The organism is Rhodobacter sp. Har01 (assembly GCF_020564565.1).
Taxonomy (GTDB): Bacteria; Pseudomonadota; Alphaproteobacteria; order Rhodobacterales; family Rhodobacteraceae; genus Pseudogemmobacter.
On the sequence record NZ_JAJCTD010000009.1, the window covers coordinates 1 to 25,195 of the forward strand.

At 68.0% G+C, this 25,195-nt stretch carries 22 protein-coding genes; 14 read left to right on the top strand and 8 right to left on the bottom strand.

Going from position 1 to position 25,195, the window contains the following annotated elements; all coding sequences use genetic code 11:
- Nucleotides 1-459 (top strand): hypothetical protein (locus tag LHP98_RS17145; RefSeq protein ID WP_227253785.1); only part of this gene is annotated, 459 nt, incomplete at its 5' end.
- 98 nt (nucleotides 460-557) lie between these two features.
- On the opposite strand, the gene LHP98_RS17150 is transcribed toward LHP98_RS17145, so the two are convergent.
- The 3 genes from LHP98_RS17150 to LHP98_RS17160 form a co-directional block, all read right to left on the bottom strand.
- Entirely contained in the window at nucleotides 558-857 is a 300-nt protein-coding gene (locus LHP98_RS17150) for a hypothetical protein (RefSeq protein WP_227253786.1), read from the bottom strand.
- On the bottom strand, nucleotides 854-1,207 hold the full coding sequence (locus LHP98_RS17155; RefSeq protein ID WP_227253787.1) for a hypothetical protein: 354 nt from the start codon (nucleotides 1,205-1,207) through the stop codon (nucleotides 854-856). The genes LHP98_RS17150 and LHP98_RS17155 overlap by 4 nt, the downstream gene beginning before the upstream one ends.
- Nucleotides 1,208-1,472: 265 nt before the next feature.
- Nucleotides 1,473-1,898: a MarR family winged helix-turn-helix transcriptional regulator gene (locus LHP98_RS17160; protein ID WP_227253788.1), complete on the bottom strand. Its 426-nt coding sequence runs from the start codon at nucleotides 1,896-1,898 to the stop codon at nucleotides 1,473-1,475.
- Between the two features lie 70 nt (nucleotides 1,899-1,968).
- On the opposite strand from LHP98_RS17160, the gene LHP98_RS17165 reads away from it, so the two are divergent.
- The gene (locus LHP98_RS17165) at nucleotides 1,969-2,427 is read left to right on the top strand and encodes a hypothetical protein (RefSeq protein WP_227253789.1); all 459 of its coding nucleotides are present in this window, start codon (nucleotides 1,969-1,971) and stop codon (nucleotides 2,425-2,427) included.
- A gap of 166 nt (nucleotides 2,428-2,593) precedes the next feature.
- Here the strand turns inward: LHP98_RS17165 and LHP98_RS17170 are convergent, their stop codons facing one another.
- From LHP98_RS17170 to LHP98_RS17180, 3 genes are all read right to left on the bottom strand, one after another.
- Nucleotides 2,594-3,184 (bottom strand): outer membrane beta-barrel protein, encoded by a 591-nt coding sequence (locus tag LHP98_RS17170; RefSeq protein WP_227253790.1) that lies wholly within the window; start codon nucleotides 3,182-3,184, stop codon nucleotides 2,594-2,596.
- 233 nt (nucleotides 3,185-3,417) lie between these two features.
- Nucleotides 3,418-6,909: a DNA polymerase III subunit alpha gene (dnaE, locus tag LHP98_RS17175; protein WP_227253791.1), complete on the bottom strand. Its 3,492-nt coding sequence runs from the start codon at nucleotides 6,907-6,909 to the stop codon at nucleotides 3,418-3,420.
- A gap of 49 nt (nucleotides 6,910-6,958) precedes the next feature.
- Nucleotides 6,959-7,453, bottom strand: a complete 495-nt coding sequence (locus LHP98_RS17180; RefSeq protein ID WP_227253792.1) for a hypothetical protein — start codon at nucleotides 7,451-7,453, stop codon at nucleotides 6,959-6,961.
- A 359-nt stretch (nucleotides 7,454-7,812) separates the two neighbouring features.
- Here LHP98_RS17180 and xdhA point away from each other — a divergent pair, with 359 nt between their 5' ends.
- The 12 genes from xdhA (at nucleotide 7,813) to LHP98_RS17240 (ending at nucleotide 21,871) form a co-directional block, all read left to right on the top strand.
- Nucleotides 7,813-9,219 (top strand): xanthine dehydrogenase small subunit, encoded by a 1,407-nt coding sequence (gene xdhA, locus LHP98_RS17185; RefSeq protein ID WP_227253793.1) that lies wholly within the window; start codon nucleotides 7,813-7,815, stop codon nucleotides 9,217-9,219.
- On the top strand, nucleotides 9,216-11,561 hold the full coding sequence (xdhB, locus tag LHP98_RS17190) for a xanthine dehydrogenase molybdopterin binding subunit (protein ID WP_227253794.1): 2,346 nt from the start codon (nucleotides 9,216-9,218) through the stop codon (nucleotides 11,559-11,561). The genes xdhA and xdhB overlap by 4 nt, the downstream gene beginning before the upstream one ends.
- A complete protein-coding gene (xdhC, locus tag LHP98_RS17195; protein WP_227253795.1) occupies nucleotides 11,554-12,492 on the top strand; it encodes a xanthine dehydrogenase accessory protein XdhC in 939 nt (312 codons plus the stop codon). The genes xdhB and xdhC overlap by 8 nt, the downstream gene beginning before the upstream one ends.
- A complete protein-coding gene (locus LHP98_RS17200) occupies nucleotides 12,470-14,014 on the top strand; it encodes an ABC transporter ATP-binding protein (RefSeq protein WP_227253796.1) in 1,545 nt (514 codons plus the stop codon). The genes xdhC and LHP98_RS17200 overlap by 23 nt, the downstream gene beginning before the upstream one ends.
- An 80-nt stretch (nucleotides 14,015-14,094) precedes the next feature.
- Nucleotides 14,095-15,183 carry an ABC transporter permease gene (locus tag LHP98_RS17205; RefSeq protein WP_227253797.1) on the top strand — a complete coding sequence of 363 codons (1,089 nt, stop codon included), beginning with the start codon at nucleotides 14,095-14,097 and terminating at the stop codon, nucleotides 15,181-15,183.
- A 16-nt stretch (nucleotides 15,184-15,199) separates the two neighbouring features.
- Nucleotides 15,200-16,132: an ABC transporter permease gene (locus tag LHP98_RS17210; protein ID WP_227253798.1), complete on the top strand. Its 933-nt coding sequence runs from the start codon at nucleotides 15,200-15,202 to the stop codon at nucleotides 16,130-16,132.
- A 62-nt stretch (nucleotides 16,133-16,194) separates the two neighbouring features.
- Nucleotides 16,195-17,286 carry a BMP family ABC transporter substrate-binding protein gene (locus tag LHP98_RS17215; protein ID WP_227253799.1) on the top strand — a complete coding sequence of 364 codons (1,092 nt, stop codon included), beginning with the start codon at nucleotides 16,195-16,197 and terminating at the stop codon, nucleotides 17,284-17,286.
- 157 nt (nucleotides 17,287-17,443) lie between these two features.
- Entirely contained in the window at nucleotides 17,444-18,730 is a 1,287-nt protein-coding gene (locus LHP98_RS17220) for an NAD(P)/FAD-dependent oxidoreductase (protein ID WP_227253800.1), read from the top strand.
- A 173-nt stretch (nucleotides 18,731-18,903) separates the two neighbouring features.
- Nucleotides 18,904-19,980 (top strand): NAD(P)/FAD-dependent oxidoreductase, encoded by a 1,077-nt coding sequence (locus LHP98_RS17225; protein WP_227253801.1) that lies wholly within the window; start codon nucleotides 18,904-18,906, stop codon nucleotides 19,978-19,980.
- Nucleotides 19,981-20,071: 91 nt separating this feature from the next.
- Nucleotides 20,072-20,413 carry a carboxymuconolactone decarboxylase family protein gene (locus LHP98_RS17230; RefSeq protein ID WP_227253802.1) on the top strand — a complete coding sequence of 114 codons (342 nt, stop codon included), beginning with the start codon at nucleotides 20,072-20,074 and terminating at the stop codon, nucleotides 20,411-20,413.
- 65 nt (nucleotides 20,414-20,478) lie between these two features.
- The gene (locus LHP98_RS19535; protein WP_264473842.1) at nucleotides 20,479-21,000 is read left to right on the top strand and encodes an EF-hand domain-containing protein; all 522 of its coding nucleotides are present in this window, start codon (nucleotides 20,479-20,481) and stop codon (nucleotides 20,998-21,000) included.
- A gap of 61 nt (nucleotides 21,001-21,061) precedes the next feature.
- Nucleotides 21,062-21,871 carry a GH25 family lysozyme gene (locus LHP98_RS17240; RefSeq protein ID WP_227253861.1) on the top strand — a complete coding sequence of 270 codons (810 nt, stop codon included), beginning with the start codon at nucleotides 21,062-21,064 and terminating at the stop codon, nucleotides 21,869-21,871.
- A 58-nt stretch (nucleotides 21,872-21,929) separates the two neighbouring features.
- Here LHP98_RS17240 and LHP98_RS17245 read toward each other — a convergent pair whose 3' ends face one another.
- Complete coding sequence (locus tag LHP98_RS17245; protein WP_227253862.1) at nucleotides 21,930-24,428, bottom strand: GcvT family protein; 2,499 nt, start codon at nucleotides 24,426-24,428, stop codon at nucleotides 21,930-21,932.
- A gap of 395 nt (nucleotides 24,429-24,823) precedes the next feature.
- Nucleotides 24,824-25,192 carry a hypothetical protein gene (locus tag LHP98_RS17250; RefSeq protein WP_227253804.1) on the bottom strand — a complete coding sequence of 123 codons (369 nt, stop codon included), beginning with the start codon at nucleotides 25,190-25,192 and terminating at the stop codon, nucleotides 24,824-24,826.
- Nucleotides 25,193-25,195 lie beyond the last annotated feature (3 nt).

Sequence of the window (25,195 nt, forward strand, 5' to 3'; positions counted from 1 at the left end):
ACCGATCCGGCCTGGCGGCTGGCGCAGACCGGCCGCGTCGTCAAATGGGTCTGCCCGCTGACGACATGGTGCCCGGACAAGGCGCAAGGTCGCGTTCTGTGGCTGGACCGCAACCCCGAAGAACAGGCCCGGTCTCAGGTCAAGCTTGCCGTCGCCTGCGGCGCACGCTGGAATGATCCTGGCAGGATGGCACAGAAGATCGCGGCGCATATCACGGATCACACCACGCTCGCCGTCGCCTTGGCGGGGGAACAAGGCCCGGTCGAGCGACTTGCCTTCGAAGACCTGCTGGCCGATCCGCTGGACGCAGCAAAGCGCCTGGCTTCGTTCTTCCGACCCTTGGCTGTGCTGGACGTGACGGCGGCGGCGGGCGTTGTCCGGCCGCGCACACCGGACTGCCGGCCCGACCTTGAGGTGGATGTGGGCAAGCTTCGCCTGGAGCTCTTCAGCCATGGCTGACCGTCGCGACCCGCGAACATTGGCACGGGATGCCCGGGCCGGACTGGACGCCGCCCGAGCCGCCCTGACCGGCCTTTCAACGGCCCTTCAAGAGGGCGTCAAAACCCCCGTTTGAAGCCCCCTTGAACGCCGCCATCTGGCGCGCCCAGCACCGCCGCGGAACGCTGTCCAAGCTGGAAACCGACCCCGATCTCCGCGCCTTCGTCCTGGCCCGGATCGACCGCCTCACCTTCGAAGAGACAGCGCCCGAAGTCGCCGCCGCCTTCCCGCCCGAGCGCCGCACCGGGGTCAGCCGGGCACCGCTGGTGGCATCGCAGGGGCAAAGCCGCAACCAGCTCAACCGCGAAATCCTGGCTGTCATCGGCAAATCCCGATATTCGCCAGCCGTTCCAGGTCAATTGGTTGCATTCCGGCAGAGTAGGTTACACGACTTTGGGCGGAGGCGCGGCCCGGTCTGGGCAACCTGCCCGAGGCCCGGGTGGGCGGCGAGCCGGGCGCCAAGTCCGGGGTCTTCGGCAAGCGGGTCATGGTCGTCGGGCAGCAGGAAATCGGCGGCCAGATCGGCCCGCAGCATGTCGAACCGTCGCGCGGCATCGGCGTTGATGCGGTCGCAGCGGGCTTGGGTCCAGAGGCTGGGGTCGGGCGGATAGACCGGGTTCAGGTGATCGGGACGCTCGGCCAGCCGCCGGTCGCGCCGGGCCTGCGCCGCAAGGGCAGACAGACAGACGGCAGCGCAGGATTTGGCCATCAAGGCTATGCTCGGCGGCGTCCAGCGGACCGGGGCCGAACCGCGCCCGGGTGGCGGCGTCTGCGGCCCAGAGGCATCCGCCGGCGTCGAGGTCGAAGAAGAAGCGAAGCACGGCAAGGGCCATGGCCGCCCGGCTGGGGCCGGCCCGCCTTGGCCGCAAGGCCGGGGCGCGGCGACAGGTGCACTGGGGAGGGCCGCAAGGGATGCCAAGGTGTTGCGAGGTCGGAACCGGGGGGTTGATCAGGCTTGCGGGGGCAAGCCCGGCCTAGGACAGCGCCTGGATGACGGTCTTGAGCGTGGCGAGGAGCCGGTCCCGATCCTGCGGCGACAGCGGCGCCAGGGCGCGGGCGTTCAGAGCCTGAGCCTCGGCCGTGGCCACCGCTTGCAGCGCCCGCCCCCGCAGCGTGAGACGGATGCGCTGCACCCGGGCGTCGGTTTCGTCGCGGGCGCGGGTCACCAGACCGTCCCGCTCCATCCGCGACAGGGTGGCGGCCATCGTCGGCTGCTCGATCCCCAGCCGGTCAACCAGATCCTTCTGCGTCAGACCGTCCCGCTCCCACAGATGCAGCAGGGCCGGGAAGGCCCCCAGCGCCAGCCCGTGCGGCCTGAGCGCGGCTTCAAGATGGCGGGCGAACTGCCGGGCCAGAAGGTTGGCCAGATAGCCGGCCGAGGTGTCGCGGTCGAAGTCCATGTCGCAGACTTGCATTCCATAGCAGACTATGCAATTACATATAGCAAGCTATGCAAACGGAGTCGCAGCCATGATCCAGACCATTCACAAAACCGCCGGGGTGCTGGCTTTTGCCGCGATCGCCCTGTTCTGGCTGTCAACTGCGGTGTCCGAGGCGGCGCTGGGGCCGGCGGCGGTGGTGACGGTGAAGACGCTGATCCCCTGGGGATTCCTGATCCTGATTCCGCTGCTGGCCACGGCGGGCGGCACCGGGTTCCGGCTGGCCAAGGGCCGGACGGCGGGTCCGGTCGGGGTCAAGCGCAAGCGGATGCCATTCATCGCGGCGAACGGGGTGCTGGTGCTGGTGCCATCAGCGCTGTTCCTGGCCTCGAAGGCACAGGCAGGAGCGCTCGACGCGGCGTTCTATGCGGTGCAGGCCCTGGAATTGGCGGCGGGCGCGGTGAACCTGGCGCTTCTGGGCCTGAACCTGCGCGACGGACGGCGGATGACGGCGGGGCAGCGAGGCAGGGCAGGCGCCCTGCAGGAGTGACGAGACGATTTCCGAAGTCGGACGTCGTGACCGGAATTCGATCTGACTTTCGGGCACGGGTGAAGGAAACTCGATCAGGCCAGTCACGGCGTCAAGCCTGTTGGCCGCAATGGCGACTGTCGCGCGACCTGCCAGGGGCGAGACCGCGCGAACAGTCAGCCTTCCGTCAGAACATGTAGGAGACCCGCAGCCCGACCATATCGAGCGAGCGATCATAGGTCGGGTCGTCGTCGGTGTTGATGCGGTCGTAGTTGAGATCCATACGCACCGTGTGCGCGCCATAAAGCCGCTCCCAGGAGACGCCGACAGAGGTGCCGCGCCCGACCGAATCGCGGTAGTCGCCCGGGTTCGCTTCAAGCCTGCCGCTGACCGCGGCGAAACCGAGCGAAGCCATCACTGTGCTGCCGCCGCTCAAGGTGGTGCCGAAGGTCGCGCGCAGCCGCGCAGTCGCGTTGACCTCGCACCAGGTCGGAGAGGTCGAGGTGCAGGCGTCGGCACCGTCGCTCATCAGCTTGCCGGTGTGCAAGTCGAGGTTTCCTTCGACTCCGTAGAACATGGTACCGGTTTGCGACAAACGGTACCCGGCGGTCAGGGCGAGCGAGAGGTCGGTCGCCTCGGCCTCGAAATCGGGCACGATCGGCGCTTCGGAGGTGCTGTTGAGAACTCCGACACCGACGCCGTAGTACAGCCCGTCTTGCGCCGTCGCCAACTGAGTGAAGGCCAACAGCATGGTCGCTGCGGTGAGTGTGAGACGCATTTCGTTTCTCCGAATGGCGAGGGCGTGCGCTGCGATCGCAGGCCGAAGCCCCGGTCGGGCCACTTGCCCATATCGAACCTGAAACCAAGACCAGATCGTTCCGTCGCCTGATTAACTCTTTGAACTCAGGTGCGTAAAGGCATCGTTCGAAGTTCCGCGCGGGACGTGGGACCGACGTGCCCGTTCCGCCACAGTGCCGCTTGGGTTCCGCGGTTGAACTGGCGGGAGGCGCGTCAGATCTCTTCCACCAGCACCACGCCCTGCATCGCCTTGATGGCGCCGCGAATCTGCGGGGTGACGGGGTAGGTCTGGGGCAGCGTCAGATCGATTTCGCGGCCCTGGTCGTCAGGCACGCAGAGGGTGATCTGGGCGCGGGTGCGGCCTTCGACCTTGGCGAGGAGCGCAGCGAGGGAGGTGACGGCCTCGGGGCGGTTCAGGTGGATGCGGATGTCGCGGGCGCCGGCCTGTTCGGCCACGGTGTCGATGGGGTCGACGACGTTGGCGAGGAGCTTGACGCCGTCTCCGTCGGGGTCGGCGCGGACGGTGAGGACGACCTTCTTTCCCGGCTCAAGGTGGTCACGGGCAGCTTCGAGGACGTCGGAGAAGACGGTGACTTCGTAGAGGCCGGTCGGGTCGGACAGCGAGACGAAGGCGAAGCGGTTGCCCTTGGCGGATTTGCGTTCCTGGCGGGCGGCGACGGAGCCGGCGATGCGGGCGACGCAGGGGCCGCGGCTGTGGGCCATGGCGGTGACCTCGGTCAGGGTCTTCACATCCTTGCGGCGCAGGGCGGACATGTAGTCGTCCAGCGGGTGGCCGGAGAGGTAGAAGCCGATGGCCTGGTGTTCGTTGGACAGCCGTTCGACCGGCAGCCAGTCGTCGCGCCAGGGCAGGCGGGGTTCGGGGATGTCGGTGCCGGACTCTCCGAACAGCGAGACCTGGGTCGAGGCCCTGGCGTCGTGGACGGCGGCCGAGTAGGCGACCAGCGCGTCGAGGCTGTCGAAGACGCGGGCGCGGTTGGGATCAAGCTGGTCGAAGGCGCCGGCGCGGGCCAGCATTTCCAGCGGGCGCTTGCCGATGCGTTTCAGATCGCAGCGGCGGGCGAAGTCGAACAGCGTGGCGAAGGGTTTCTCGCCCCGCCCCTGAGTGATCAGGTGCATCGCCTCGACCCCGACGTTCTTCAGCGCGCCGAGGGCATAGATGACCTGCCCCGGCGCCGTGGTGAAGGTGGCGAGGCTGCGGTTGACGCAAGGGGGCACGGTCTCGATGCCCAGCTTGTCAAGCTCGCGCTTGTAGGTGGCCAGCTTGTCGGTGAGGTGGAGGTCGCAGTTCATCACCCCGGCCATGAATTCGACCGGGTGGTTGGCTTTCAGCCAGGCGGTCTGGTAGCTGACCACGGCATAGGCGGCGGCGTGCGACTTGTTGAAGCCGTAGTTGGCGAATTTTTCGAGAAGGTCGAAGACTTCGCCGGCCTTGGCGGCGTCGACGCCATGGGTGGCCTTGCAGCCGTCGATGAACTTCGGCCGTTCGCGGGCCATTTCCGCGGGGTTCTTCTTGCCCATGGCGCGGCGGAGAAGGTCGGCGCCGCCCAGCGAATAGCCGGCCATGACCTGGGCGATCTGCATCACCTGTTCCTGGTAGACGATGATGCCCTGGGTCTCGGCCAGGATGTGATCGATGGTGGGGTGGATCGATTCGATCTGCCGCTGGCCGTTCTTGACCTCGCAATAGGTCGGGATGTTCTCCATCGGGCCGGGGCGGTAGAGGGCGACCAGGGCCACGATGTCCTCGATGCAGGTGGGGCGCATGCGGCGCAGCGCGTCCATCATGCCCGAGGATTCCACCTGGAAGACGGCAACGGTGCGGGCGGCGGCGTACAGGTCGTAGCTGGCGGGGTCGTCCAGCGGGATGTGGCCGATGTCGTTCTCGGCGCCGGGTTTCGGCGTGTAGAGCGTACGGCCGTCCTGGGCGACGTGCAGCGGCCGGCCCGACGCCAGGATCAGGGCGATGGCGTTCTGGATGACGGTCAGGGTCTTGAGGCCGAGGAAGTCGAACTTGACCAGGCCCGCCGCCTCGACCCATTTCATGTTGAACTGGGTGGCGGGCATGTCGGAGCGGGGGTCCTGGTAAAGCGGCACCAACTCGTCCAGCGGGCGGTCGCCGATCACCACGCCGGCGGCATGGGTGCTGGCGTTGCGGTAGAGGCCCTCGATCTGCTCGGCAAACCCCAGCAGGCGGCCGACGACCTCTTCCTTCGCGGCCTCGCGCAGGCGCGGCTCATCCGCCAGGGCCTTGGTGATGCTGACCGGCTTGACGCCTTCTGACGGGATCATCTTTGACAGCCGGTCGACCTGGCCATAGGGCAGTTGCAGCACGCGGCCGACGTCTCGCACGGCGGCCTTGGACAGCAGCGCGCCGAAGGTGATGATCTGGGCCACCCTCTCGCGGCCATACCTCTCTTGCACGTAGCGGATGACTTCCTCGCGTCGGTCCATGCAGAAGTCGATGTCGAAGTCGGGCATCGAGACCCGCTCGGGGTTCAGGAAGCGTTCGAACAGCAGCGCATAGCGCAGGGGGTCGAGGTCGGTGATGGTCAGCGCGTAGGCCACCAGCGAGCCGGCGCCCGAACCGCGGCCGGGGCCGACGGGGATGCCCTGCGCCTTGGCCCATTTGATGAAATCCGACACGATCAGGAAGTAACCGGGAAAGCCCATCTTCTCGATGATGCCGATTTCGAACGTCAGCCGGGCCTCGTACTCCTCGACCGGGGCCGCAAGCGGAATCACCGCCAGCCGGGCGCGCAGGCCTGCCCAGGCCTGGCGGCGCAACTCCTCGACCTCGTCATCGGCGAACCGCGGCAGGATCGGCTTGCGCTTCTCGGCCGCATAGGCGCAGCGGCGGGCGATCTCGACGGTGTTCGCCACCGCCTCGGGCAGGTCGGCAAACAACGCGACCATCTCGGATTCCGACTTGAAGTAGTGCTGCGGGGTCAGCCGCCGCCGAGGCTCCATCTGGTCGACATAGGCGCCCTCGGCGATGCAGATCAGCGCATCATGCGCCTCATACATCTTGGCTTCGGGGAAGTAGACGTCGTTGGTGGCCACCAGCGGCAAGCCCATCTCATAGGCGAATTCGACATGGCCGCGCTCGCTGGCCAGCTCGGCCTCGGGCAGACGGCCGCCCTCGCCGGGGTGGCGCTGCAACTCGACATAGAACCGCCCCGGATAGATCGCCGCCAGCCGCTGCAACAGCCCGCGCGCCTTGGGCCCCTGCCCGGCCCGCAGGAACCGCCCCACCGGCCCGTCGGGGCCGCCCGACAGACAGATCAGCCCCTTGGCATGGGCGGCCAGATCGTCCAGCGTCACATGCGGCAACTGCCCGTCGCCACGCAGGTAAAGGCAGGAGTTCAGCTTCATCAGGTTCAGCCAGCCCGCCTCGGACTGCACCAGCAGCACGATCGGCGCCGGCGCGCGGGGGCGTTCGCCCGGACCGGCCGGATCATGCGCCAGCGACAGCTGGCAGCCGACAATGGGCTGCACCCCGGCCTCTTGCGCCAGCACCGAAAACTCCAGCGCGCAGAACATGTTGTTGCTGTCGGTGACGGCGATGGCGGGCATCTGCGCCGCCGCCGCCAGCTTGACCAGCTTCTTCACCGGCACCGCACCTTCCAGAAGGCTGTGCTCGGTATGGGTGCGAAGATGGATGAATCGGGGATTTGCGCCGGGCATGGGGGAGTCTAGCGTCGGGCGCGAGGGTGGGGAAGGGACCTTGGCGGGGTCAGGGTGGAAGCATGTACTCGACGTAAAGACCCATCCAGGTGCCCTTGCCGCCGAACACCACGGTCTGACCGGGCGAAAGGTGGGCGCGGAAATCCTCTCCCGTGCCGCAGAGCCTGGTCATGAACGGCATGCCTTCCAGCTCGATCGGAGAGCGGCACCATTTGTCGCTGGGGCGGTCGGCAGTGATGACTTTGTAGGAATGTTTGACCTCTGACCCAGAGGCTGCCGCAAGCAGTGCAGGGATGTTCTTGTGAACAAGATCGGCCATCGGGGCGTAGAACAGACCTACAAGAAGGCCCGCGACGAAGATGCCGTCGACGTAGGCACTTGCATCGGTGTGCTTGGAGACACGGGCGCCGACCAGAAAGATCACAACGAACGACACGCTTACCAGGGTATATGCGGCTGGCCTGGAAAAGCGGAGCCAGTCTTCCGACGGAAGATAGTGCCCCGGGATGATCGAGGCGAGGATTGCGGCGGGCAGCCAGAGCAAGAAGAAAAGCAGGCCTATCAAGAGAGCCCAAGCGGGCAGTCTGGAAAGCCAGGCCGGGCCTCTCTGCGGTGCGTCCGATTGTGAAGATGCGCCGGGCATGGGCACAGGATTACCCGGCCCGGCGCGATGGGGGAAGCCATCTTGGCTCTTCACGCGCGGCACGGGGTTCAGGGGGCGCCGGAATTTTCGGCAGATCCTGCAAGCAGCTTCATCTTTTCGAGACGAGTTTGTTCTTGCCTTGAATCGGTCTGGGCTTCTTGATGGGATGACAACAAAGAAGGGGCGCGCGACCCGCTTTACGCCGCATCGGGCGGTCGTGCGAAAGGCCCCGAACGCAGAGAAGGCGGCGGACGGACCTGATGGCCGGACATGAGTCTGGGATCGCGTTCCTGCTGAACGGAACGCCGGTCCGGGTGACGGATGAGCCCCCGACGCGAACGCTGCTCGACTGGCTGCGCGAACGGCGCGGGCTGTGCGGCACCAAGGAGGCGTGCCGCGAAGGCGACTGCGGCGCCTGCACGGTGATGCTGACCGATGCCGACGGCAGCCGCGCCATGAATGCCTGCCTGATGTTCCTGCCGCAACTGCAGGGCAAGGCGGTGCGCACGGTCGAAGGCCTGTCCGGCCCGGCCGCAGAGCCACACCCGGTGCAAAGCGCCATGGTCACCCACCACGGCAGCCAATGCGGCTTTTGCACCCCCGGCTTTGTGGTCTCGATGGCGGTGGCCCACCTCAACGGCGACACCGCGCATGACGACGCGCTGGCCGGCAACCTCTGCCGCTGCACCGGCTATGCCCCCGTCGTGCGCGCCGCCCGGGCCGCCGAAAGCGCCCCGGTGCCGGCCTGGATGCGCGAAGATGCCAGCTTCATCTTGGCCCAAGTACCCCGGGGGTCCGGGGGCAGCGCCCCCGGCGCCTTCCACCCCGCGACAGCGGATCAACTGGCGGACTGGTACGCCGCCCACCCCGAGGCGGTGCTGGTCGCCGGGGCCACCGATGTCGGCCTCTGGGTCACCAAGGGCCTGCGCGATCTTGCCCCCGTCGCCTTTCTGGGCGGCATCACCGATCTCGCGCGGTTCGTGCCGCAGGGCGACAGCCTCCGCATCGGCGCGGGCGTCACCATCGCCGCGTTGCGGGCCGCGATGCAGACCCCCCACCCGGCCTTTGCCGAGCTTCTCCGCCGCTTCGCCAGCGCCCAGGTCCGCAATGCCGCCACCCTTGGCGGCAACATCGCCAACGGCAGCCCGATTGGCGACACGCCGCCGGCGCTGATCGCGCTGGGCGCGAGGCTGCACCTGCGCCGCGGCCCCGACCGCCGCGAGATGCCGCTGGAGGACTTCTTCCTTGACTACCGCCGCCAGGACCGCCGCCCCGGCGAATTCGTCGAAGCGGTGACGATCCCGGCCAGCGCCCCTGCCCTGCGCTGCTACAAGGTCAGCAAACGCTTCGATCAGGACATCAGCGCCGTCTGCGCCGGCTTCAACGTCACGGTCGAGGCTGGCCAGGTCACGGCCGCCCGCCTTGCCTTCGGCGGCATGGCCGGCATCCCGAAACGCGCGGCCAGCGCCGAAGCGGCCCTCTTGGGCCGCGAGTGGAGCGAAGCGACCCTGCGCGACGCCGCCGGGGCGCTGACCGGGGACTTTGCCCCGCTGAACGACATGCGCGCCAGCGCCGGCTACCGGATGCGGGCGGCGCAGGGACTGCTGCGGCGCTATTTCCACGATCTTGCCGGCCAGCCCGTCTCGGTGCTGGAGGTGCGGCCATGAGCACCGGTCTTCCCCTGCCGCATGACAGTGCGCCCCTGCACGTCACCGGCGCGGCGCGCTATGTCGATGACATCCCCCTGCCCGCCGGCGCCTTGCACCTGGCCTTCGGCCTCTCGGCGGTGGCCCATGGCACGATCACCGCGATGGACCTGTCGGAGGTGCGCGCGGCCCCCGGCGTGGTGCTGGTGCTGTCGGCCGAGGACTTCGCCGAGATGCCGGACTGCAGCCCCTCGGTCCGGGACGAGCCCCTGCTGGCCTTGGGCAAGGTCCACTACGCGGGCCAGCCCGTTTTCCTGGTGGTGGCCGAGAGCCACCTGGCGGCGCGCAAAGCGGCGCGGCTGGGCAAGGTCGGGTATGCCGAGCTGCCGGCGATCCTGACGGTCGGGCAGGCTCTGGCCGCCGACAGCCGGTTCGAGCAGGGGCCGGTGGTCTGGGCGCGGGGCGATGCGGGCGGGGAAATCCTCAAGGCGACCCACCGGGTGGAGGGGGAATTCCCGGTCGGCGGGCAGGAGCATTTCTACCTGGAGGGCCAGGTCGCGGCGGCGATCCCGCAGGAGGACGGAATGCATGTGCTGTCCTCGACCCAGCACCCGACCGAGGTGCAGCACAAGGTCGCCCATGCCCTGCACCTGCCGATGGCCGCGGTGCGGGTCGAGGTGCGGCGGATGGGCGGCGGGTTCGGCGGCAAGGAGAGCCAGGGCAACGCCCTTGCGGTGGCCTGCGCGGTGGCGGCGGCGCGCACCGGGCGGCCGTGCAGGATGCGCTATGACCGCGACGACGACATGATGATCACCGGCAAGCGGCACGACCTGGTGATCCGTTATCGCGCGGGGTTCGATGCGGCGGGCCGGGTGCTGGGGGTGGAGTTCACCCACCTCATCCGCTGCGGCTGGAGCCAGGACCTGAGCCTGCCGGTGGCCGACCGGGCGATGCTGCATGCCGACAACTGCTATTGGCTGCCGGCGGTGCGGATCGAGAGCCACCGGCTGCGAACCAACACGGCCTCGGCCACTGCCTTTCGCGGCTTTGGCGGGCCGCAGGGGATGATCGGGATCGAGCGGGTGATGGACCATGTGGCCTTTGCCCTGGGGCTTGAGCCTCTGGAGGTGCGCCGGTCCAACTTCTATCGCGAAGTGGCCGGCCCCGGGGGCGCTTCGCCCCCCGGACCCCCAGAGGATATTTCCGGACAGATGAAAGCGGCACAGACGACGCCCTATCTGATGCCGGTGGAGGATTTCGTCGGGCATGCGCTGGTGGCGGAGTTGGAGAAATCGAGCGATTACCGGGCGCGGAAGGCGGCGGTGGCGGCGTGGAATGCCACAAATCCGATCCTGAAGCGGGGGATCGCACTGACGCCGGTGAAGTTCGGGATCTCGTTCACGCTGACCTGGTTGAACCAGGCGGGTGCGCTGGTGCATGTCTATCAGGATGGCTCGATCCACCTGAACCATGGCGGCACCGAGATGGGCCAGGGGCTGAACCAGAAGGTGGCTCAGGTGGTGGCGGGGGTGTTCGGGGTGGACGTGGGGGTGGTGAAGATCACCGCGACGGACACCGGCAAGGTGCCGAACACCAGCGCCACGGCGGCCAGTTCCGGCAGCGACCTGAACGGGATGGCGGCGAAGGCCGCGGCCGAGGTGATCCGGGGGCGGCTGGCGGAATTCCTGGCGGAGAAGCATCAGGTCAAGCCGGGGGCGGTGCGCTTCGCGGGCAGCATGGTGCGGGTGGCGGGCGAGGAATATCCTTTCGCGCGGGTGGCGATGTGGGCCTATCAGGCGCGGGTGTCGCTGTCCTCGACCGGCTATTACGCGACGCCGAAGATCACCTGGGATCGGATTCGGGGGGTGGGGCGGCCGTTCCTGTACTTCGCCTATGGCGCGGCGGTGACCGAGGTGGTGATCGACCGGCTGACCGGCGAGAATCGCATCCTGCGGGCGGATGTCCTGCATGACACCGGCAACCCGCTGAACCCCGCGATCGACATCGGCCAGATCGAGGGCGGCTATGTGCAGGGTGCGGGCTGGCTGACGACCGAGGAGCTGGTCTGGGACGACAAGGGGCGGCTGACGACCCATGCGCCCAGCACCTACAAGATCCCGGCCTGCTCGGACCGGCCGGGGGTGTTCAACGTGGCGCTGTGGGGGCGGCACAACCGCGAGGACACGGTGGGCAAGTCCAAGGCGGTGGGCGAGCCGCCTTTGATGCTGGGGATCTCGGCGTTTTTCGCGCTGTCGGATGCGGTGGCGGCCTGTGGCGATGGCAGCGTCTATCCGGCCTTGCGGGCGCCGGCGACGCCCGAAGCGGTGCTGGAAGCGGTGCGGAGGGTCGAGCGCGATGTTTGACCTTGAAGGTTTGCGGGCGGCGGTGGCGAGGCACGGCCGGGTGGCCCGGGTGGTGGTTGCCGGCCATGACGGCAGTTCGCCGCGCGAGGTGGGAGCGGCGATGCTGGTCTGGGAAGGCGGGCAGTCGGGGACCATCGGTGGCGGCGCGCTGGAGTGGCAGGCGGAGCAGCGGGCGCGGGCGATGCTGGAGAGCCTGGAGACGCGGGTCGAGCGGGTGGCGCTGGGGCCTTCGCTGGACCAGTGCTGCGGTGGGGCGGTGACGCTGGTGGTCTCGGTCTATGATGCTGACCGCGCGGCCGGGTTGCAGGGCGAGGTGATCGCCACCGGGACTGGAGAGATGCCGCTGGCGGTGCGGCGGCGGCTGGCGGCGGCACGGGGGGCCGGAGTGGCGCCCGCGCCTGGGCTGGTGCAGGGCTGGATGGTCGAGCCGGTGGCGCGGCCAGAGCGCGAGGTCTGGGTCTGGGGCGCGGGTCATGTCGGCCGCGCGCTGGTCTCGGTGCTGGCGCCTTTGCCGGGGCTGCGGCTGACCTGGGTGGATGTGGCCTCGGAGCGGTTTCCGGCCGAGGTGCCCGAAGCGGTGACGGTGCTGCCGGCGGTGGCGCCCGAGGCTTTGGTGGCGCGTGCGCCGGTGGCGGCCGAGCATCTGCTGGTGACCTATTCCCATGCGCTGGACCTGGAGCTGTGCCATCGGCTGCTGGGCCATGGCTTCCGCGGCCTGGGGCTGATCGGCTCGGCCACCAAGGCGGCGCGGTTCCGGGCGCGGCTGGCGGCGCTGGGGCACTCGGCTGCGCAGATTGCGCGCATTCGCTGCCCGATCGGCGATCCGGGCTTGGGCAAACACCCGCAAGCCATTGCGATTGGCGTGGCGGTGGGGATGATCAGGGAAGCTGTGGCTTCGGGGCAAGCGGATGACAGGAACGGAACCGGCTGAGAGGCCCGTGCTGCTGCAGGTGGAGGGGATCACCAAGGCCTATCCGGGCGTGGTGGCGAATTCCGACGTGTCGTTTTCGGTCGGCGCGGGCGAGGTGCATGCGCTGCTGGGAGAGAACGGCGCGGGGAAGTCGACGCTGGTCAAGATGATCTACGGGCTGGTGCGGCCGGATGCCGGGCGGATGGAGCTGCGCGGCGAAGCCTATGCGCCGGCGAAGCCCGCCGAGGCGCGGCGGCTGGGCGTGGCGATGGTGTTCCAGCACTTCAGCCTGTTCGAGGCGCTGAACGTGGCCGAGAACGTGGCGCTGGGGATGGAGAACCCGCCGCCGATGAAGGAACTGGCGGCGCGTATCCGGGCGGTATCCGAGGAATACGGCCTGCCGCTGGAGCCGGGGCGGATGGTGGGCGATTTGTCCGCCGGCGAGCGGCAGCGGGTCGAGATCATCCGCTGCCTGCTGCAGGAGCCGAAGCTTCTGATCATGGACGAGCCGACATCGGTGCTGACGCCGCTGGAGGTGGAGATCCTGTTCAAGACCCTGCGGCAGCTGGCGCGGGAGGGGACTTCGATCCTTTATATCTCTCACAAGCTGGAGGAGATCCGGTCCCTGTGCGACGCGGCCACGATCCTGCGGCGGGGGCGGGTGGTGGCCACCTGCGTGCCGCGGGACCGCACGGCGCGGGAGATGGCGGAGCTGATGGTGGGGGCGGCGCTGAAGACGCCCGAACGGCGGAAGGCGGCCCTGGGGCCGGTGGCTCTGGGGGTGAGCGGATTGTCGGTGGAGTCTCCGATCCCGTTCGGGACCTCGCTGAAGGATGTGTCGCTGGTGGTGCATCGGGGCGAGGTGCTGGGGATTGCCGGGGTGGCGGGCAACGGGCAGGACGAATTGCTGCTGGCGCTGTCGGGCGAGGTGCGGGCCGAGGCGGACCGGGTGCGGATCGAGGGCCATGCGGCGGGGCACCTGGGGCCGGCCGAGCGGCGGCGGGCCGGGCTGGTGGCGGCGCCGGAGGATCGCTACGGACACGCGGCGGCGCCGGACATGTCTCTGGTCGAGAATGCGCTGCTGAGCGGGGCGGTGCGCAAGGGGCTGGTCGCGGCGGGGTTCATCGACTGGGGGGCGACACGGGCCTTTGCGCAAGAGATCATCGCGGCCTATGACGTGCGCACGCCGGGGCCGGAAGTGGCGGCGCGGGCGCTGTCGGGGGGCAACCTGCAGAAGTTCCTGATGGGGCGCGAGCTGATGCAGGGGGCGGCGGTGATCGTCATCAACCAGCCGACCTGGGGGGTGGATGCGGCGGCGGCGGCGGCGATCCGGCAAAGCATCCTGGACCGGGCGGCGGAGGGCGCGGCGGTGCTGGTGATCAGCCAGGACCTGGATGAACTCTTGGAGATCGCCGACAGTTTCGCGGTGCTGAACGAAGGGCGCCTGACCAAGCCGCGGCCGGTGGAGGGGCTGACGATGGAAGAGATCGGCCTGATGATGGGCGGCGCGCATGGCATGGAGGTGGCGCATCATGCGGGCTGAGTCGCCCCGGTCTGGCCGCGACGGGGGGCCAGCCCCCCGAGCCCCCCGGGGTATTTGTGCCAAGATGAAGGGGCGGGCTTGTGATCAGGCTTGAGAAGCGGGCCTCTCCGTCGCGGTTCTGGCTTTATGCAACGCCGGTGGTGGCGGTGCTGTTGACCATGGTCGTGGGCGGCGTGCTGTTCGCGTTGATGGGGAAGAACCCGGTCGAGGTGATCCGCACCATTTTCTGGGACCCGCTGTTCGGCGAGTTCGCCTTCTACCTGCGCGGGCAGTTGCTGGTGAAGGCGGGGCCGCTGATCCTGATCGCGATCGGGCTGGCGCTGGGGTTCCGGGCGGGGATCTGGAACATCGGGGCGGAAGGGCAGTACATCATGGGCGCCATCTGTGGCGCGGCGGTGGGACTGGCGGTGTTCCCGACCGAGAACCGAATGATCTATCCGGTGATGGTCATTGCAGGGGCCTTTGGCGGCTGGGCCTGGGCGATGATCCCGGCGCTGCTGAAGACGCGGTTCAATACCAATGAAATCCTCGTCAGCCTGATGCTGGTCTATGTGGCCGAGACCATCCTGGCCAAGGCGGCGACCGGGTTCCTGAAGAACCCGGAAGGCATGGGGTTTCCGGGCAGCCGCAACTTTTCCAGCTATCCGGCGGCGGCCAACCCCGAGTTGATCGCGGGCAGCGGGCTGCACTGGGGCGGGGTGGCGGCGCTGGTGACGGCGGGGCTGGCCTGGGTGCTGCTGACGCGGCACATCGCGGGGTACCAGATCCGGCTGGCGGGCCAGGCGCCGCGGGCGGCGCGGTTCCATGGCGTCAGCCCGGGGCGGCTGGTGGTCCTGTGCATGGGGCTGTCCGGTGCGCTGGCGGGGCTGGCGGGGCTGTTCGAGGTGACCGGGCCGGCGGGGCAGATCAGCATCGACTTCAATACCGGCTACGGGTTCACGGCGATCATCGTCGCCTTCCTGGGCCGGCTGAACCCCTTGGGCATCGTGCTGGCCGGGTTCCTGATGGCGCTGACCTATGTCGGCGGCGAGATGGCAGCCACCAACCTTGGCCTGCCGGATGCGGCGATCCAGGTGTTCCAGGGGATGCTGCTGTTCTTCCTGCTGGCGGTGGATGTACTGACCAATTACCGCTTCCGCCGGTCGGCGGGGGCCTTGGGGGCAAAGTGATGGACGGTGGTCGGTGATGGATTGGGGCGGCATTGATCCGGTGATCCTGGTGGCCACGCTGATGGCCAGTGCCGTCCCCATCCTGCTGGCGGCGCTGGGTGAGACGGTGGTCGAGCGCGCGGGGGTGCTGAACCTGGGCGTCGAGGGGCTGATGGTGATCGGCGCGCTGGGCGGGTTCGTCACCGCCGTCCACACCGGCAGCCCGGTGCTGGGGTTTGTCGGCGGGGCGGTTTCGGGGGCGCTCTTGAGCCTGATCTTCGCGGCGCTGACGCAGGTGTTCCTGGCCAACCAGGTGGCGACGGGGCTGGCGCTGACGTTGTTTGGCCTGGGGGTCAGCAGCCTGGGGGGGCAGGGCTACAACGGCATCAAGCCGCCGGCGACCGGGCCGCTGTTGCCGGAGGCGCTGGGCGATCTGCCGGTGGTGGGGCCGATCCTCTTCGGGCATGACTGGGTGGTGTATTTCTCGATCCTGGCGACGGCGGTAACCTGGTGGGTGCTGAAGGCCACCCGTGCGGGCCTGATCATCCGTGCGGTGGGCGAAAGCCATGAGGCGGCGCATGCGCTGGGCTACAAGGTCAACCGCATAAGGCTGCTGTGCATCGCCTTTGGCGGCGCCATGGCAGGCATGGGCGGGGCCTACATCAGCCTGGCGCGGGTGCCGCAATGGGTGGACGGCATCACCGCCGGCGCGGGCTGGATCGCGCTGGCGATCGTGGTCTTTGCCAGCTGGCGGCCCTGGCGGGTGCTGCTGGGCGCCTATTTGTTCGGCGGCATCAGCGTCCTGCAGTTGAACCTGCAGGTGGCCGGCAGCGGCATTCCGGTCGAGTACTTGTCCATGGCGCCCTATCTGATAACGATCCTTGTGCTGGTCCTCATGTCCTCGGGGCGGGGCCGCGCCGCCGTGGGGGCGCCGGCCGCTCTGGGGCAGAACTTTCACGCCTCGCGCTGACGCGGCCGGGGCATCACTTCGCAGAGGCCGGGAAAGGCCCTGCCACAACGGGGAGACGACACATGAAACGCAGAACGCTGCTGGCGACGGCCGCGCTGGGCCTGGGGCTGGCAATGGGCGGTTCGGCCTTTGCGCAGGGCATGGAGAAGGTGAAGGCCTGCTTCGTTTACGTCGGCCCGATCGGCGATGGCGGCTGGACCTTCCAGCACCATCAAGGTGCGCTGGATGTGCAGAAGGCCTTTGGCGACAAGGTCGAGCTGCAGTGGCAGGAGAACGTGCCGGAAGGGGCCGATGCCGAGCGGGTGCTGACCCAGATGGCGCTGGGCGGCTGCAACATCATCTTCACCACCTCATTCGGCTACATGGACGCGACCAACGCGGTCGCCGCCAAGTTCCCCGACGTGAAGTTCGAGCATGCCACCGGCTTCAAGCGCGACCATGCCAACGTCAGCACCTACAACGCGCGTTTCTATGAAGGCCGCGCGGTGCAGGGCACCATCGCGGGCCGGATGACCAAGTCGAACAAGATCGGCTACATCGGGTCGTTCCCGATTCCCGAAGTGATCATGGGGATCAACAGCTACTATCTGCACGCCAAGAAGGTGAACCCGGACGTGCAGCTTTCCGTGGTCTGGGCCTTTACCTGGTTCGATCCCGCCAAGGAAGCCGACGCCGCCAAGGCGCTGATCGACCAGGGCGTGGACGTGATCGCCAGCCACACCGATTCGACCGCGCCGCTGGCCGAGGCCGCCAAGACCGAGGGCAAGGTGATCGGCTTCGGCCAGGCCAGCGACATGGCGGAATACAAGGACGGGCCGCGGGTGTCGTCGATCATCGACAACTGGGGGCCGTATTACGTTGAGCGGGTCGGCGCCCTGCTGGACGGCAGCTATGCCCAGAAGGACACCTGGGCCGGCATCGCCGGCGGCGAAGTGCTGATCGGCGAGATCACGGCGGCGGTTCCGGCCGAGGTCAAGGCGGAAGCCGAGGCGCTGCGCGACGCCATTGCGGCGGGCACCTACCACCCGTTCACCGGCCCGATCAAGAAGCAGGACGGCAGCGACTGGCTGGCCGAGGGCGCGACCGCGCCGGACGGCGACCTGTTGGGCATGATGTTCTATGTCGAAGGCGTGGTGGGCGACATTCCTCAGTAACGCCCGCCGGTCCTGCTGTCGAAAGGCCCGCCTTGGCGGGCCTTTCTCTTTTGGGCTGAGCAGGTTGGCGGGCCGGAAATTAGCGTTTTGAAATTCAAGTATGCGAATGTATATTCCTCTGGCCGTCGGAGTCGGCGGATCAGAGGGAGGATCGGGAATGGCGCACATCGTGGTGCTTGGGGCGGGCTTGGGCGGGGCCATCATGGCCTATGAGATGAAGGACCAGCTTCGGGCAGAGGATACGATCACCGTGGTCACCAAGGACCCGGTCTATCACTTCGTGCCCTCGAACCCCTGGATCGCCGTGGGCTGGCGCAAGCGCGAAGAGATCACCGTGAACCTGGGCCCGACGATGGCCAAGAAGGGGATCGGCTTCAAGCCGGTGGCGGCCGAAAAGGTGTTCCCCGAAGAGAACCGCATCCGTCTGGTCGACGGCAGCGACGTCCGATACGACTACCTGATCAACGCCACCGGCCCGGAGCTGGCATTTGACGAGATCCCCGGCTTTGGCCCGCATGGCGGGTTCACCCAGTCGATCTGCCACATCGACCATGCCGAACAGGCCTATGCGGTGTTCCAGCAACTGCTCAAGAACCCTGGCCCGGTCATCATCGGCGCGGCGCAGGGCGCCAGCTGCTACGGGCCGGCCTACGAGTTCCTGTTCATCCTGGAAACCGCGCTGCGGCGTGCCAAGATCCGCGACAAGGTGCCGATGACCTTTGTCACCGCCGAACCCTACATCGGGCATCTGGGGCTGGACGGGGTGGGCGACACCAAGGGTCTGCTGGAATCCGAGATGCGCGAGCATCACATCAAGTGGATCACCTCGGCCCGGGTGAAGAAGGTCGAAGACGGCAAGATGACCATCGAGGAGATCGCCGACGACGGCTCGGTCAGGGCCGAGAGGGAACTGCCCTTCGCTTTCTCGATGATGCTGCCGGCGTTCCGTGGCATTGCGGCGATGCGCGGGCTGGACGGCGTGTCGAACCCGCGCGGGTTCACCATCGTCGACCAGCACCAGCAGAACCCCAAGCACAAGAACATCTTTGCCGTCGGCGTCTGCGTGGCGATCCCGCCGATGGGTCCGACCCCGGTGCCCTGCGGCGTGCCGAAGACCGGCTTCATGATCGAGAGCATGGTCTCGGCCACCGCGAACAACATCGGCAACATCCTGCGCGGCAAGGAGCCCGATCAGGTCGGCACCTGGAATGCCGTCTGCCTGGCCGATTTCGGCGACGGGGGCGTGGCCTTCGTGGCGCAGCCGCAGATCCCGCCGCGCAACGTCAACTGGTCGTCCAGCGGCAAATGGGTGCACATGGCGAAGATCGGCTTCGAGAAATACTTCCTGCGCAAACTGCGCAAGGGCACGTCCGAGCCGTTCTACGAAAGCCTGGCGCTGAAGGTGCTTGGCATCGACAAGCTGAAGGAAACCCACAAGGGCTGACCCGGAGAAGGGGTCTCCAGCGGCATGGCAGGCCGGGGGCTTCGCGCCCCCGGACCCCCGCGGGGTATTTTCGCCAAGATGAAGTTGCAGGAGGTCGTCGATGTGTTCCACGTCGGCCGGGTTGAAATCCCTGCCGGGGAATGGTTCTGTCGCCCCGGCAGGCGGAGGGGTGCATGGACTGTGATTTCCTGATCATCGGCGGCGGCATCGCCGGCCTTTCGGCAGCGGCGCGTCTGGCCCCCATGGGCCGGGTGCTGGTGCTGGAGGCCGAGGACAGCCTGGCGCACCATGCCTCAAGCCGGTCGGCCGCGCTGTATGAGCCGCGTTATGGCACGCCGGCGGTGGTCGAACTGTCGATGGCCTCGGGCGACTATTTCCGTTCGGTTCCGGGGCTGCTGACGCACCGGGGCCTGCTGCTGGTGGCGCGCGAGGACCAGCGGGCGGAGTATGAGAAAGACCTGCAGACGATGGCCTTCGAGCCGATCTCGCCGGCCGAGGCACAGGCGATCGTGCCGATCCTGAACCTTGACGTGGTGAAGCTGGCAGGCTTTGCCGACCATGCCGACGACATCGACACCGACCTGCTGCTGCAGGGCTTTGCCCGCGAGGCCCGCGCCCAGGGCGGCACCATCCTGACCCGCGCAAAGGTGACGGCGATTACCCGAACCGCGACCGGCTGGCACGTGCAATGGACGGGCGGCGAGGCCGAGGCGCGAATGCTGATCAATGCCGCCGGGGCCTGGGTCGACGAGGTGGCCGTCATGGCGGGCGTGCAGGCCTTGGGCTTTACCCCCTTGCGCCGGTCGATGGCGCGGATTCCGGCGCCGGCGGGCCATGACGTCAGCCGCTGGCCGATGATCTTCGGCCCCGGCGAGGATTGGTATGCCAAGCCCGATGCGGGCGCGCTGATCGTCTCGCCCGCCGACGAAGACCCGATGCACCCGCACGACGCCTGGGCCGACGACATGGTGCTGGCCGAGGGCCTGGCGCGCTATGAGGCCTTCGTCACCGAACCGGTCACCCGCATCCTGGCCAACTGGGCCGGCCTGCGCACCTTTGCCCCCGACCGGGTGCTGGTGATCGGGCCTGACGCGCGCGATCCGGCGTTCTTCTGGCTGGGCGGACAGGGCGGCCAGGGCTTCCAGTCCTGCGCCGGGGCTTCGGCGCTGGTGGCCGACCTGATCGGCGGCCGCCCCCCTGCCCTGCGGGCCGACCTGGTGGCCGCGCTGTCGCCTGCCCGCTTCGGCTGAGGCTGCACCTGCGGCAATTTCCGCCTCGGGGCGCCCTTGACATTCACAAATTTGAATGTGATGTGGGGTGCATCAGGAATGGAGCACGACCATGAGCTACAAGGCCAAGATCAACGACATGCGCGCCGAGTTGCGGGTGATGAACAAGCTGATCCCCGACACGATGGCGGGCTTTTCGGTGCTGTCCAAGGCGGCCAAGGACAGCCCGGCGATCTCGGTGAAGGAGAAGGAATACGTCGCCCTGGCCATCGCCATCAGCCAGCGCTGCGAGCCTTGCGTGAACTTCCATGTCGAGGCCCTGATGAAGGCCGGTGCGACCCGGGAAGAACTGGGCGACGTGCTGGCGATGTGCGTGCAGATGGGCGGCGGCCCGTCGGTGATGTATGCCGCCCATGCGCTGGCGGCCTGGGACGAATTTTCGGCGCCGGCCTGAGGGGCGCGACGGAAACGGGGGCGCCGCGCGTATCATATTTCGGAAACGGAATATGGGAGATCGAGATGATCACGCGCGCGCTTTCCATCGCTTTTGTGCTTTCGCTGGTGGCGACCGCCCCGCAGGCGCAGACCTTTGTGCGCGGGGCGCCCTTCCTGGACAACTGGGACCGCGACGGCGACGGCGCGGTCACTCTGGCCGAGGCCACCGAACGCCGCGGCGAGATCTTCACCACCTTCGATGCGGACGAGGACGGCAGTCTTTCGGCCGCCGAATTCGCCGCGCTGGATGAAACCCGCGTGGCGATGCGCACCCAGATGCAGGACACCATGGCCGGCACGGGCATGGGTCAGGGGATGGGCCAGGGGATGGGCCAGGGGATGGGCAAGGGTCGGGGCAAGGGCAACGGGCGGGGCCTGGGCATGGCCATGGCCGGACCCGAGGGATTCCAGCGGGCGATGACCGACACCGATGGCGACGGGCAGGTGACGCGGGCGGAATTCGTCGACTTCACGCCCACCTTCTTCGCCCGGCGGGACCGCAACGGCGACGGGCGGATTTCGTCGGAGGATTTCGGCCGCAACTGACCCGGCCGGCCGCAACCGGGGCGTGACAAGCGCCGCGGCTTCGGCCAGCATGCCGGCCATGATGCGCCCCCTGATCCTGTCGCTTTGCCTTGTGCTTGCCGCCTGTGGCGGCCCCCGCGGCCCCGCCGCCCATGCCCCCGATGCCCGCCCTGCCGCCGCGATTCCGGCCGGGCAAGTCACCGCGCCCAACTTTGCCGATGCCGATCCGGTGGACGGCTGGAACGGGCGGCCGCCGCAGGCCTATCCGGTGCACGGGCTGGACGTCTCGAAGTTCCAGCGCTCGATCGACTGGGAGCTGGCGCGGGCGAACGGGGTGAACTTCGTCTTCATCAAGGCGACCGAGGGCGGCGACCGGGTGGACGAGATGTTCAAGGACCACTGGCGCGGTGCGGGCCGTGCCGGGGTGGCGCGGGGGGCCTATCACTTCTTCTACCATTGCCGCCCCGCGATCGAGCAGGCGCGCTGGTTCTTCCGCCATGTGCCACGCACGCCGGGCATGCTGCCGCCGGTGCTGGACATGGAGTGGACGCCGTTCTCGCCCACCTGCACGATCCGCCGGACGCCGGAAGAGATTCGCCGCGACGCGGAGATCTTCATCCGGGCGGTGACGCAGCATTACGGGCAGCGGCCGATCCTTTACACCTCGATCGACTTTTTCGAGGACAACCAGATGTGGAAGGTGCAGGGCGCCGAGTTCTGGCTTCGGGCGGTGGCGAAGCACCCGAAGGACCTGTACGACGGCCACCCCTGGACGTTCTGGCAATATACCTCGACCGGGCTGGTGCCGGGGGTGGGCGGCAAGGTCGACGTGAACGTCTTCGCCGGCTCGGCCGAGGGCTGGGCCGGCTGGCTGGCGGCGCGGGCGCCATGAGCCGGGGAGGCGGAATTCGAAGTCGAATTCCGTCCACGATTTCCGACTTCGGAAATCGTTACCCGTCCAGCCGGATGCGCGCGTTGGCCGGGTCGTGGGGGCTGTCCTCGACCACCACCGCGTCCCATTCCTTGAGCTGGATCTTGACCTTCAGCTTCGTGCCCACCTCGGCCAGGTCGGGGCGGACATAGCCCATGCCGATCTGCTTGTCGAAGGCGACCGACCAGCCGCCCGAGGTCAGGCGGCCGATCTTTTCGCCGTTCAGGAGCAGCGCCTCCTTGCCCCAGGGATCGGTATCGGTGGGGCCGTCGATCAGCAGGGTCACGCATTTCGACCGGATGCCGGTCTTCAGCATGGCCTCTTTGCCGCGGAAGTCCTTGGTCAGATCGACGAAACGATCCAGCGCGGCCTCGAGCGGCGTTGCGTCGCGGCCCAGTTCGTTGCCGAAGGCGCGATAGGATTTCTCCTGCCGCAGCCAGTTCTGCGCCCGCGCGCCGACCGGTTTCAGGCCGTGCCTTTCGCCCGCCTTCAGCAGGAGGTCCCAGAGGTAGCGGCCGAATTCGATGGGATAGTGGAGTTCCCAGCCCAGCTCGCCGGTATAGGCCACGCGGATCGCGCGCACCGGGCACATCCCGAGTTCGATGTTGCGCATCGACAGCCAGGGGAAGCGCTTGTTTGAAAGCACCGTCTCGGGTTCGCGGTCCTTGACGATCTCTTTCAGGATGTCGCGGGCGGTGGGGCCGGCAAGCGCGAAGACGCCCCATTGGGTGGTGACGTCGTGGATGTCGATGTGCCCGCCGCCGCCGGCCATCCAGTCGTCCGCGGCCTTCTGCATGAAATCATAGTCATAGGCCGTCCAGGCGCCGGCCGAGATCAGGTAGTATTCGTCCTGCGCCAGCCGGACGATGGTGTATTCGGTGCGGGTGGTGCCGGCCTCGGTCAGCGCATAGGTCAGGTTGATGCGGCCGACCGAGGGCAGCTTGTTGCAGGTGAAATGGTCGAGGAACGCGGTGGCGCCGGGGCCGCGCACCAGATGCTTGGTGAAGGCCGAGGCGTCGATGATGCCGCAGGTTTCGCGCACGGCCTTGGCCTCGGCCACCGCATAGGGCCACCAGGCGCCGCGGCGGAAGCTGCGGGAATCGTGGTCGTAGCCGGCGGGGGCGCCGACCGGGCCGTAGTAGTTCGGCCGCTCCCAACCGTTCACCTGGCCCATCTGGGCGCCCAGAGCCAGTTGCCGGTCATAGGCGGGGGCCGTGCGCAGCGGGCGGCAGGCTTCGCGTTCCTCATCCGGGTGGTGCAGGATGAAGACGTGGTTGTAGCATTCCTCGTTCTTGCGGGCCGCGTATTCCGTGGTCATCCAGGAGCCGTAGCGCTTGGGGTCCAGCGAGGCCATGTCGATCTCGGCCTCGCCTTCGGTCATCAGTTGCGCCAGGTAATGCCCGGTGCCACCGGCGGCGGTGATGCCGAAGCTGAAGCCCTCGGCCAGCCACATGTTGCGCAGGCCCGGCGCGGGGCCGACCAGCGGGTTGCCGTCGGGGGTGTAGCAGATCGGGCCGTTGAAATCGTCCTTGAGGCCGACGGTTTCCGAGGACGGCAGCCGGTGGATCATCGAGAGGTATTCCGCCTCGATCCGTTCCAGATCCAGCGGGAACAGGTCGGCGCGGAACGCCTCGGGGACGTCATAGAGGAACCGGGCGGGGGCGCCGTATTCGTAGGGGCCCAGAATCCAGCCGCCGCGTTCTTCGCGGACATACCATTTCGCATCGGCATCGCGCAGCACCGGGTGCTGCGGGTTGGTCTTGCGCCATTCCACCAGCGCGAGGTCGGGTTCGGTGACGATATACTGGTGCTCGACCGGGATCGCCGGGATCTTGATCCCCAACAGCCGCGCGGTGCGTTGGGCGTGGTTGCCGGTGGCGGTGACGACATGTTCGGCGTGGATTTCGAACTTGTCGTCCGAGGGTACAAGGCGCCCGCCGGTTTCCGCCATGCGGGTGCAGGAGACGATCCATTCCGACCCGGTCCAGCGATAGGCGTCGACCTGCACCTTGCGTTCCAGCGTGGCGCCGTGCTGGCGGGCGCCCTTGGCCATGGCCTGGGTCACGTCGGCCGGATTGATGTAGCCGTCCTGCGGGTGATACAGCGCGCCGACCAGATCGTCGGTCCGCACCAGCGGCCAGCGGTCCTTGATCTGCGAGGGGCTAAGGAATTCGTGGTAGACCCCGGCGGTTTCCGCGACCGACGAATACAGCATGTATTCATCCATCCGCTCCTGCCGCTGCGCCATGCGCAGGTTTCCCACCACGTAGAAGCCGGCATCAAGGCCCGTCTCGGCCTCCAGGCCCTTGTAGAAATCGACCGAATACTTGTGGATGTGGGTCGTCGCATAGCTCATGTTGAACAGCGGCAGCAGGCCCGCGGCGTGCCAGGTCGAGCCGCTGGTCAGTTCGTCGCGTTCCACCAGCATGGTGTCCCAGCCGGCCTTGGCCAGGTGATAGGCGATGCCGGTGCCGACGGCGCCGCCACCGACGACAAGGGCTTTGACATGCGTCTTCATGGCGCGACTCCCGTTGGGTTTGGCCGCAATCTGGCGCAAACCAGCCGCGCGCGTAAGCACCAGCCGACCCATCGGGGCCAGAATGCGACAGCGCGTCGCCCAGGACATGACGAGGCCCGCGCCCAGCCGATGGCCAGCCACTGGCTGTGGCAGGACGACCTGCAGCGCCGCCATGCCCAGCAGGGCAAGCAGCTGCAACGTCTCGGTCTCGGGCGCGGTGAAAATGACCTCGACGGCGATCACACCGCCGATCTCGACCAGGAAGCGGTCATGGCCGACAGGCTCGTCCTGTCCGGTCCGAACCACGCCTGAGACCTTTGGCGGACGCTGGACCGGCGTCTCTCCGCTCTCGACGAAACGCAGCGCCGCCATGTCGCCGTTGATGCGCAGCGCGATCAGACCCTGCCCAGTGTCATGGATCGCCGCGGCCCCGAACCGACGCATATGGCGGCAGTTTCGGCAAAATCGTCCCGAATGTCGTTGGTGGTGCTGACGGCCACCAGCATTTCGCGGAAGGTCGCGCCGGTCTGCACCTCTGCCTCGGCCATGGTCCAGTCGCGCCGCTTCCAGCCCTGGGGCGCGGCGGGCAGAAGTCCGGGCACATCGGCCGGAGAAAACCGCAGGATGCCGTTCGCCGACGCCTGACAGACGCCGGTGCAGGTTCCGGCCATGCGCCGCAGCGCCCGGACCGGGATGTCGTCGATCGCGATGACAAGGTGGCCGTCTCCGGTCAGGCCGGAGTCCCCCGACGGAACCAGCCGCACGAT

Coding starts and splice junctions, on each gene's coding strand:
- LHP98_RS17155 (WP_227253787.1), bottom strand. CDS start 1,207: ATGGCCAAATCCTGCGCTGCCGTCTGTCTGTCTGCCCTTGCGGCGCAG.
- LHP98_RS17160 (WP_227253788.1), bottom strand. CDS start 1,898: ATGGACTTCGACCGCGACACCTCGGCCGGCTATCTGGCCAACCTTCTG.
- LHP98_RS17165 (WP_227253789.1), top strand. CDS start 1,969: ATGATCCAGACCATTCACAAAACCGCCGGGGTGCTGGCTTTTGCCGCG.
- LHP98_RS17170 (WP_227253790.1), bottom strand. CDS start 3,184: ATGCGTCTCACACTCACCGCAGCGACCATGCTGTTGGCCTTCACTCAG.
- dnaE (WP_227253791.1), bottom strand. CDS start 6,909: ATGCCCGGCGCAAATCCCCGATTCATCCATCTTCGCACCCATACCGAG.
- xdhA (WP_227253793.1), top strand. CDS start 7,813: ATGGCCGGACATGAGTCTGGGATCGCGTTCCTGCTGAACGGAACGCCG.
- xdhB (WP_227253794.1), top strand. CDS start 9,216: ATGAGCACCGGTCTTCCCCTGCCGCATGACAGTGCGCCCCTGCACGTC.
- xdhC (WP_227253795.1), top strand. CDS start 11,554: ATGTTTGACCTTGAAGGTTTGCGGGCGGCGGTGGCGAGGCACGGCCGG.
- LHP98_RS17200 (WP_227253796.1), top strand. CDS start 12,470: ATGACAGGAACGGAACCGGCTGAGAGGCCCGTGCTGCTGCAGGTGGAG.
- LHP98_RS17210 (WP_227253798.1), top strand. CDS start 15,200: ATGGATTGGGGCGGCATTGATCCGGTGATCCTGGTGGCCACGCTGATG.
- LHP98_RS17215 (WP_227253799.1), top strand. CDS start 16,195: ATGAAACGCAGAACGCTGCTGGCGACGGCCGCGCTGGGCCTGGGGCTG.
- LHP98_RS17220 (WP_227253800.1), top strand. CDS start 17,444: ATGGCGCACATCGTGGTGCTTGGGGCGGGCTTGGGCGGGGCCATCATG.
- LHP98_RS17225 (WP_227253801.1), top strand. CDS start 18,904: ATGGACTGTGATTTCCTGATCATCGGCGGCGGCATCGCCGGCCTTTCG.
- LHP98_RS17230 (WP_227253802.1), top strand. CDS start 20,072: ATGAGCTACAAGGCCAAGATCAACGACATGCGCGCCGAGTTGCGGGTG.
- LHP98_RS19535 (WP_264473842.1), top strand. CDS start 20,479: ATGATCACGCGCGCGCTTTCCATCGCTTTTGTGCTTTCGCTGGTGGCG.
- LHP98_RS17240 (WP_227253861.1), top strand. CDS start 21,062: ATGCGCCCCCTGATCCTGTCGCTTTGCCTTGTGCTTGCCGCCTGTGGC.
- LHP98_RS17245 (WP_227253862.1), bottom strand. CDS start 24,428: ATGAAGACGCATGTCAAAGCCCTTGTCGTCGGTGGCGGCGCCGTCGGC.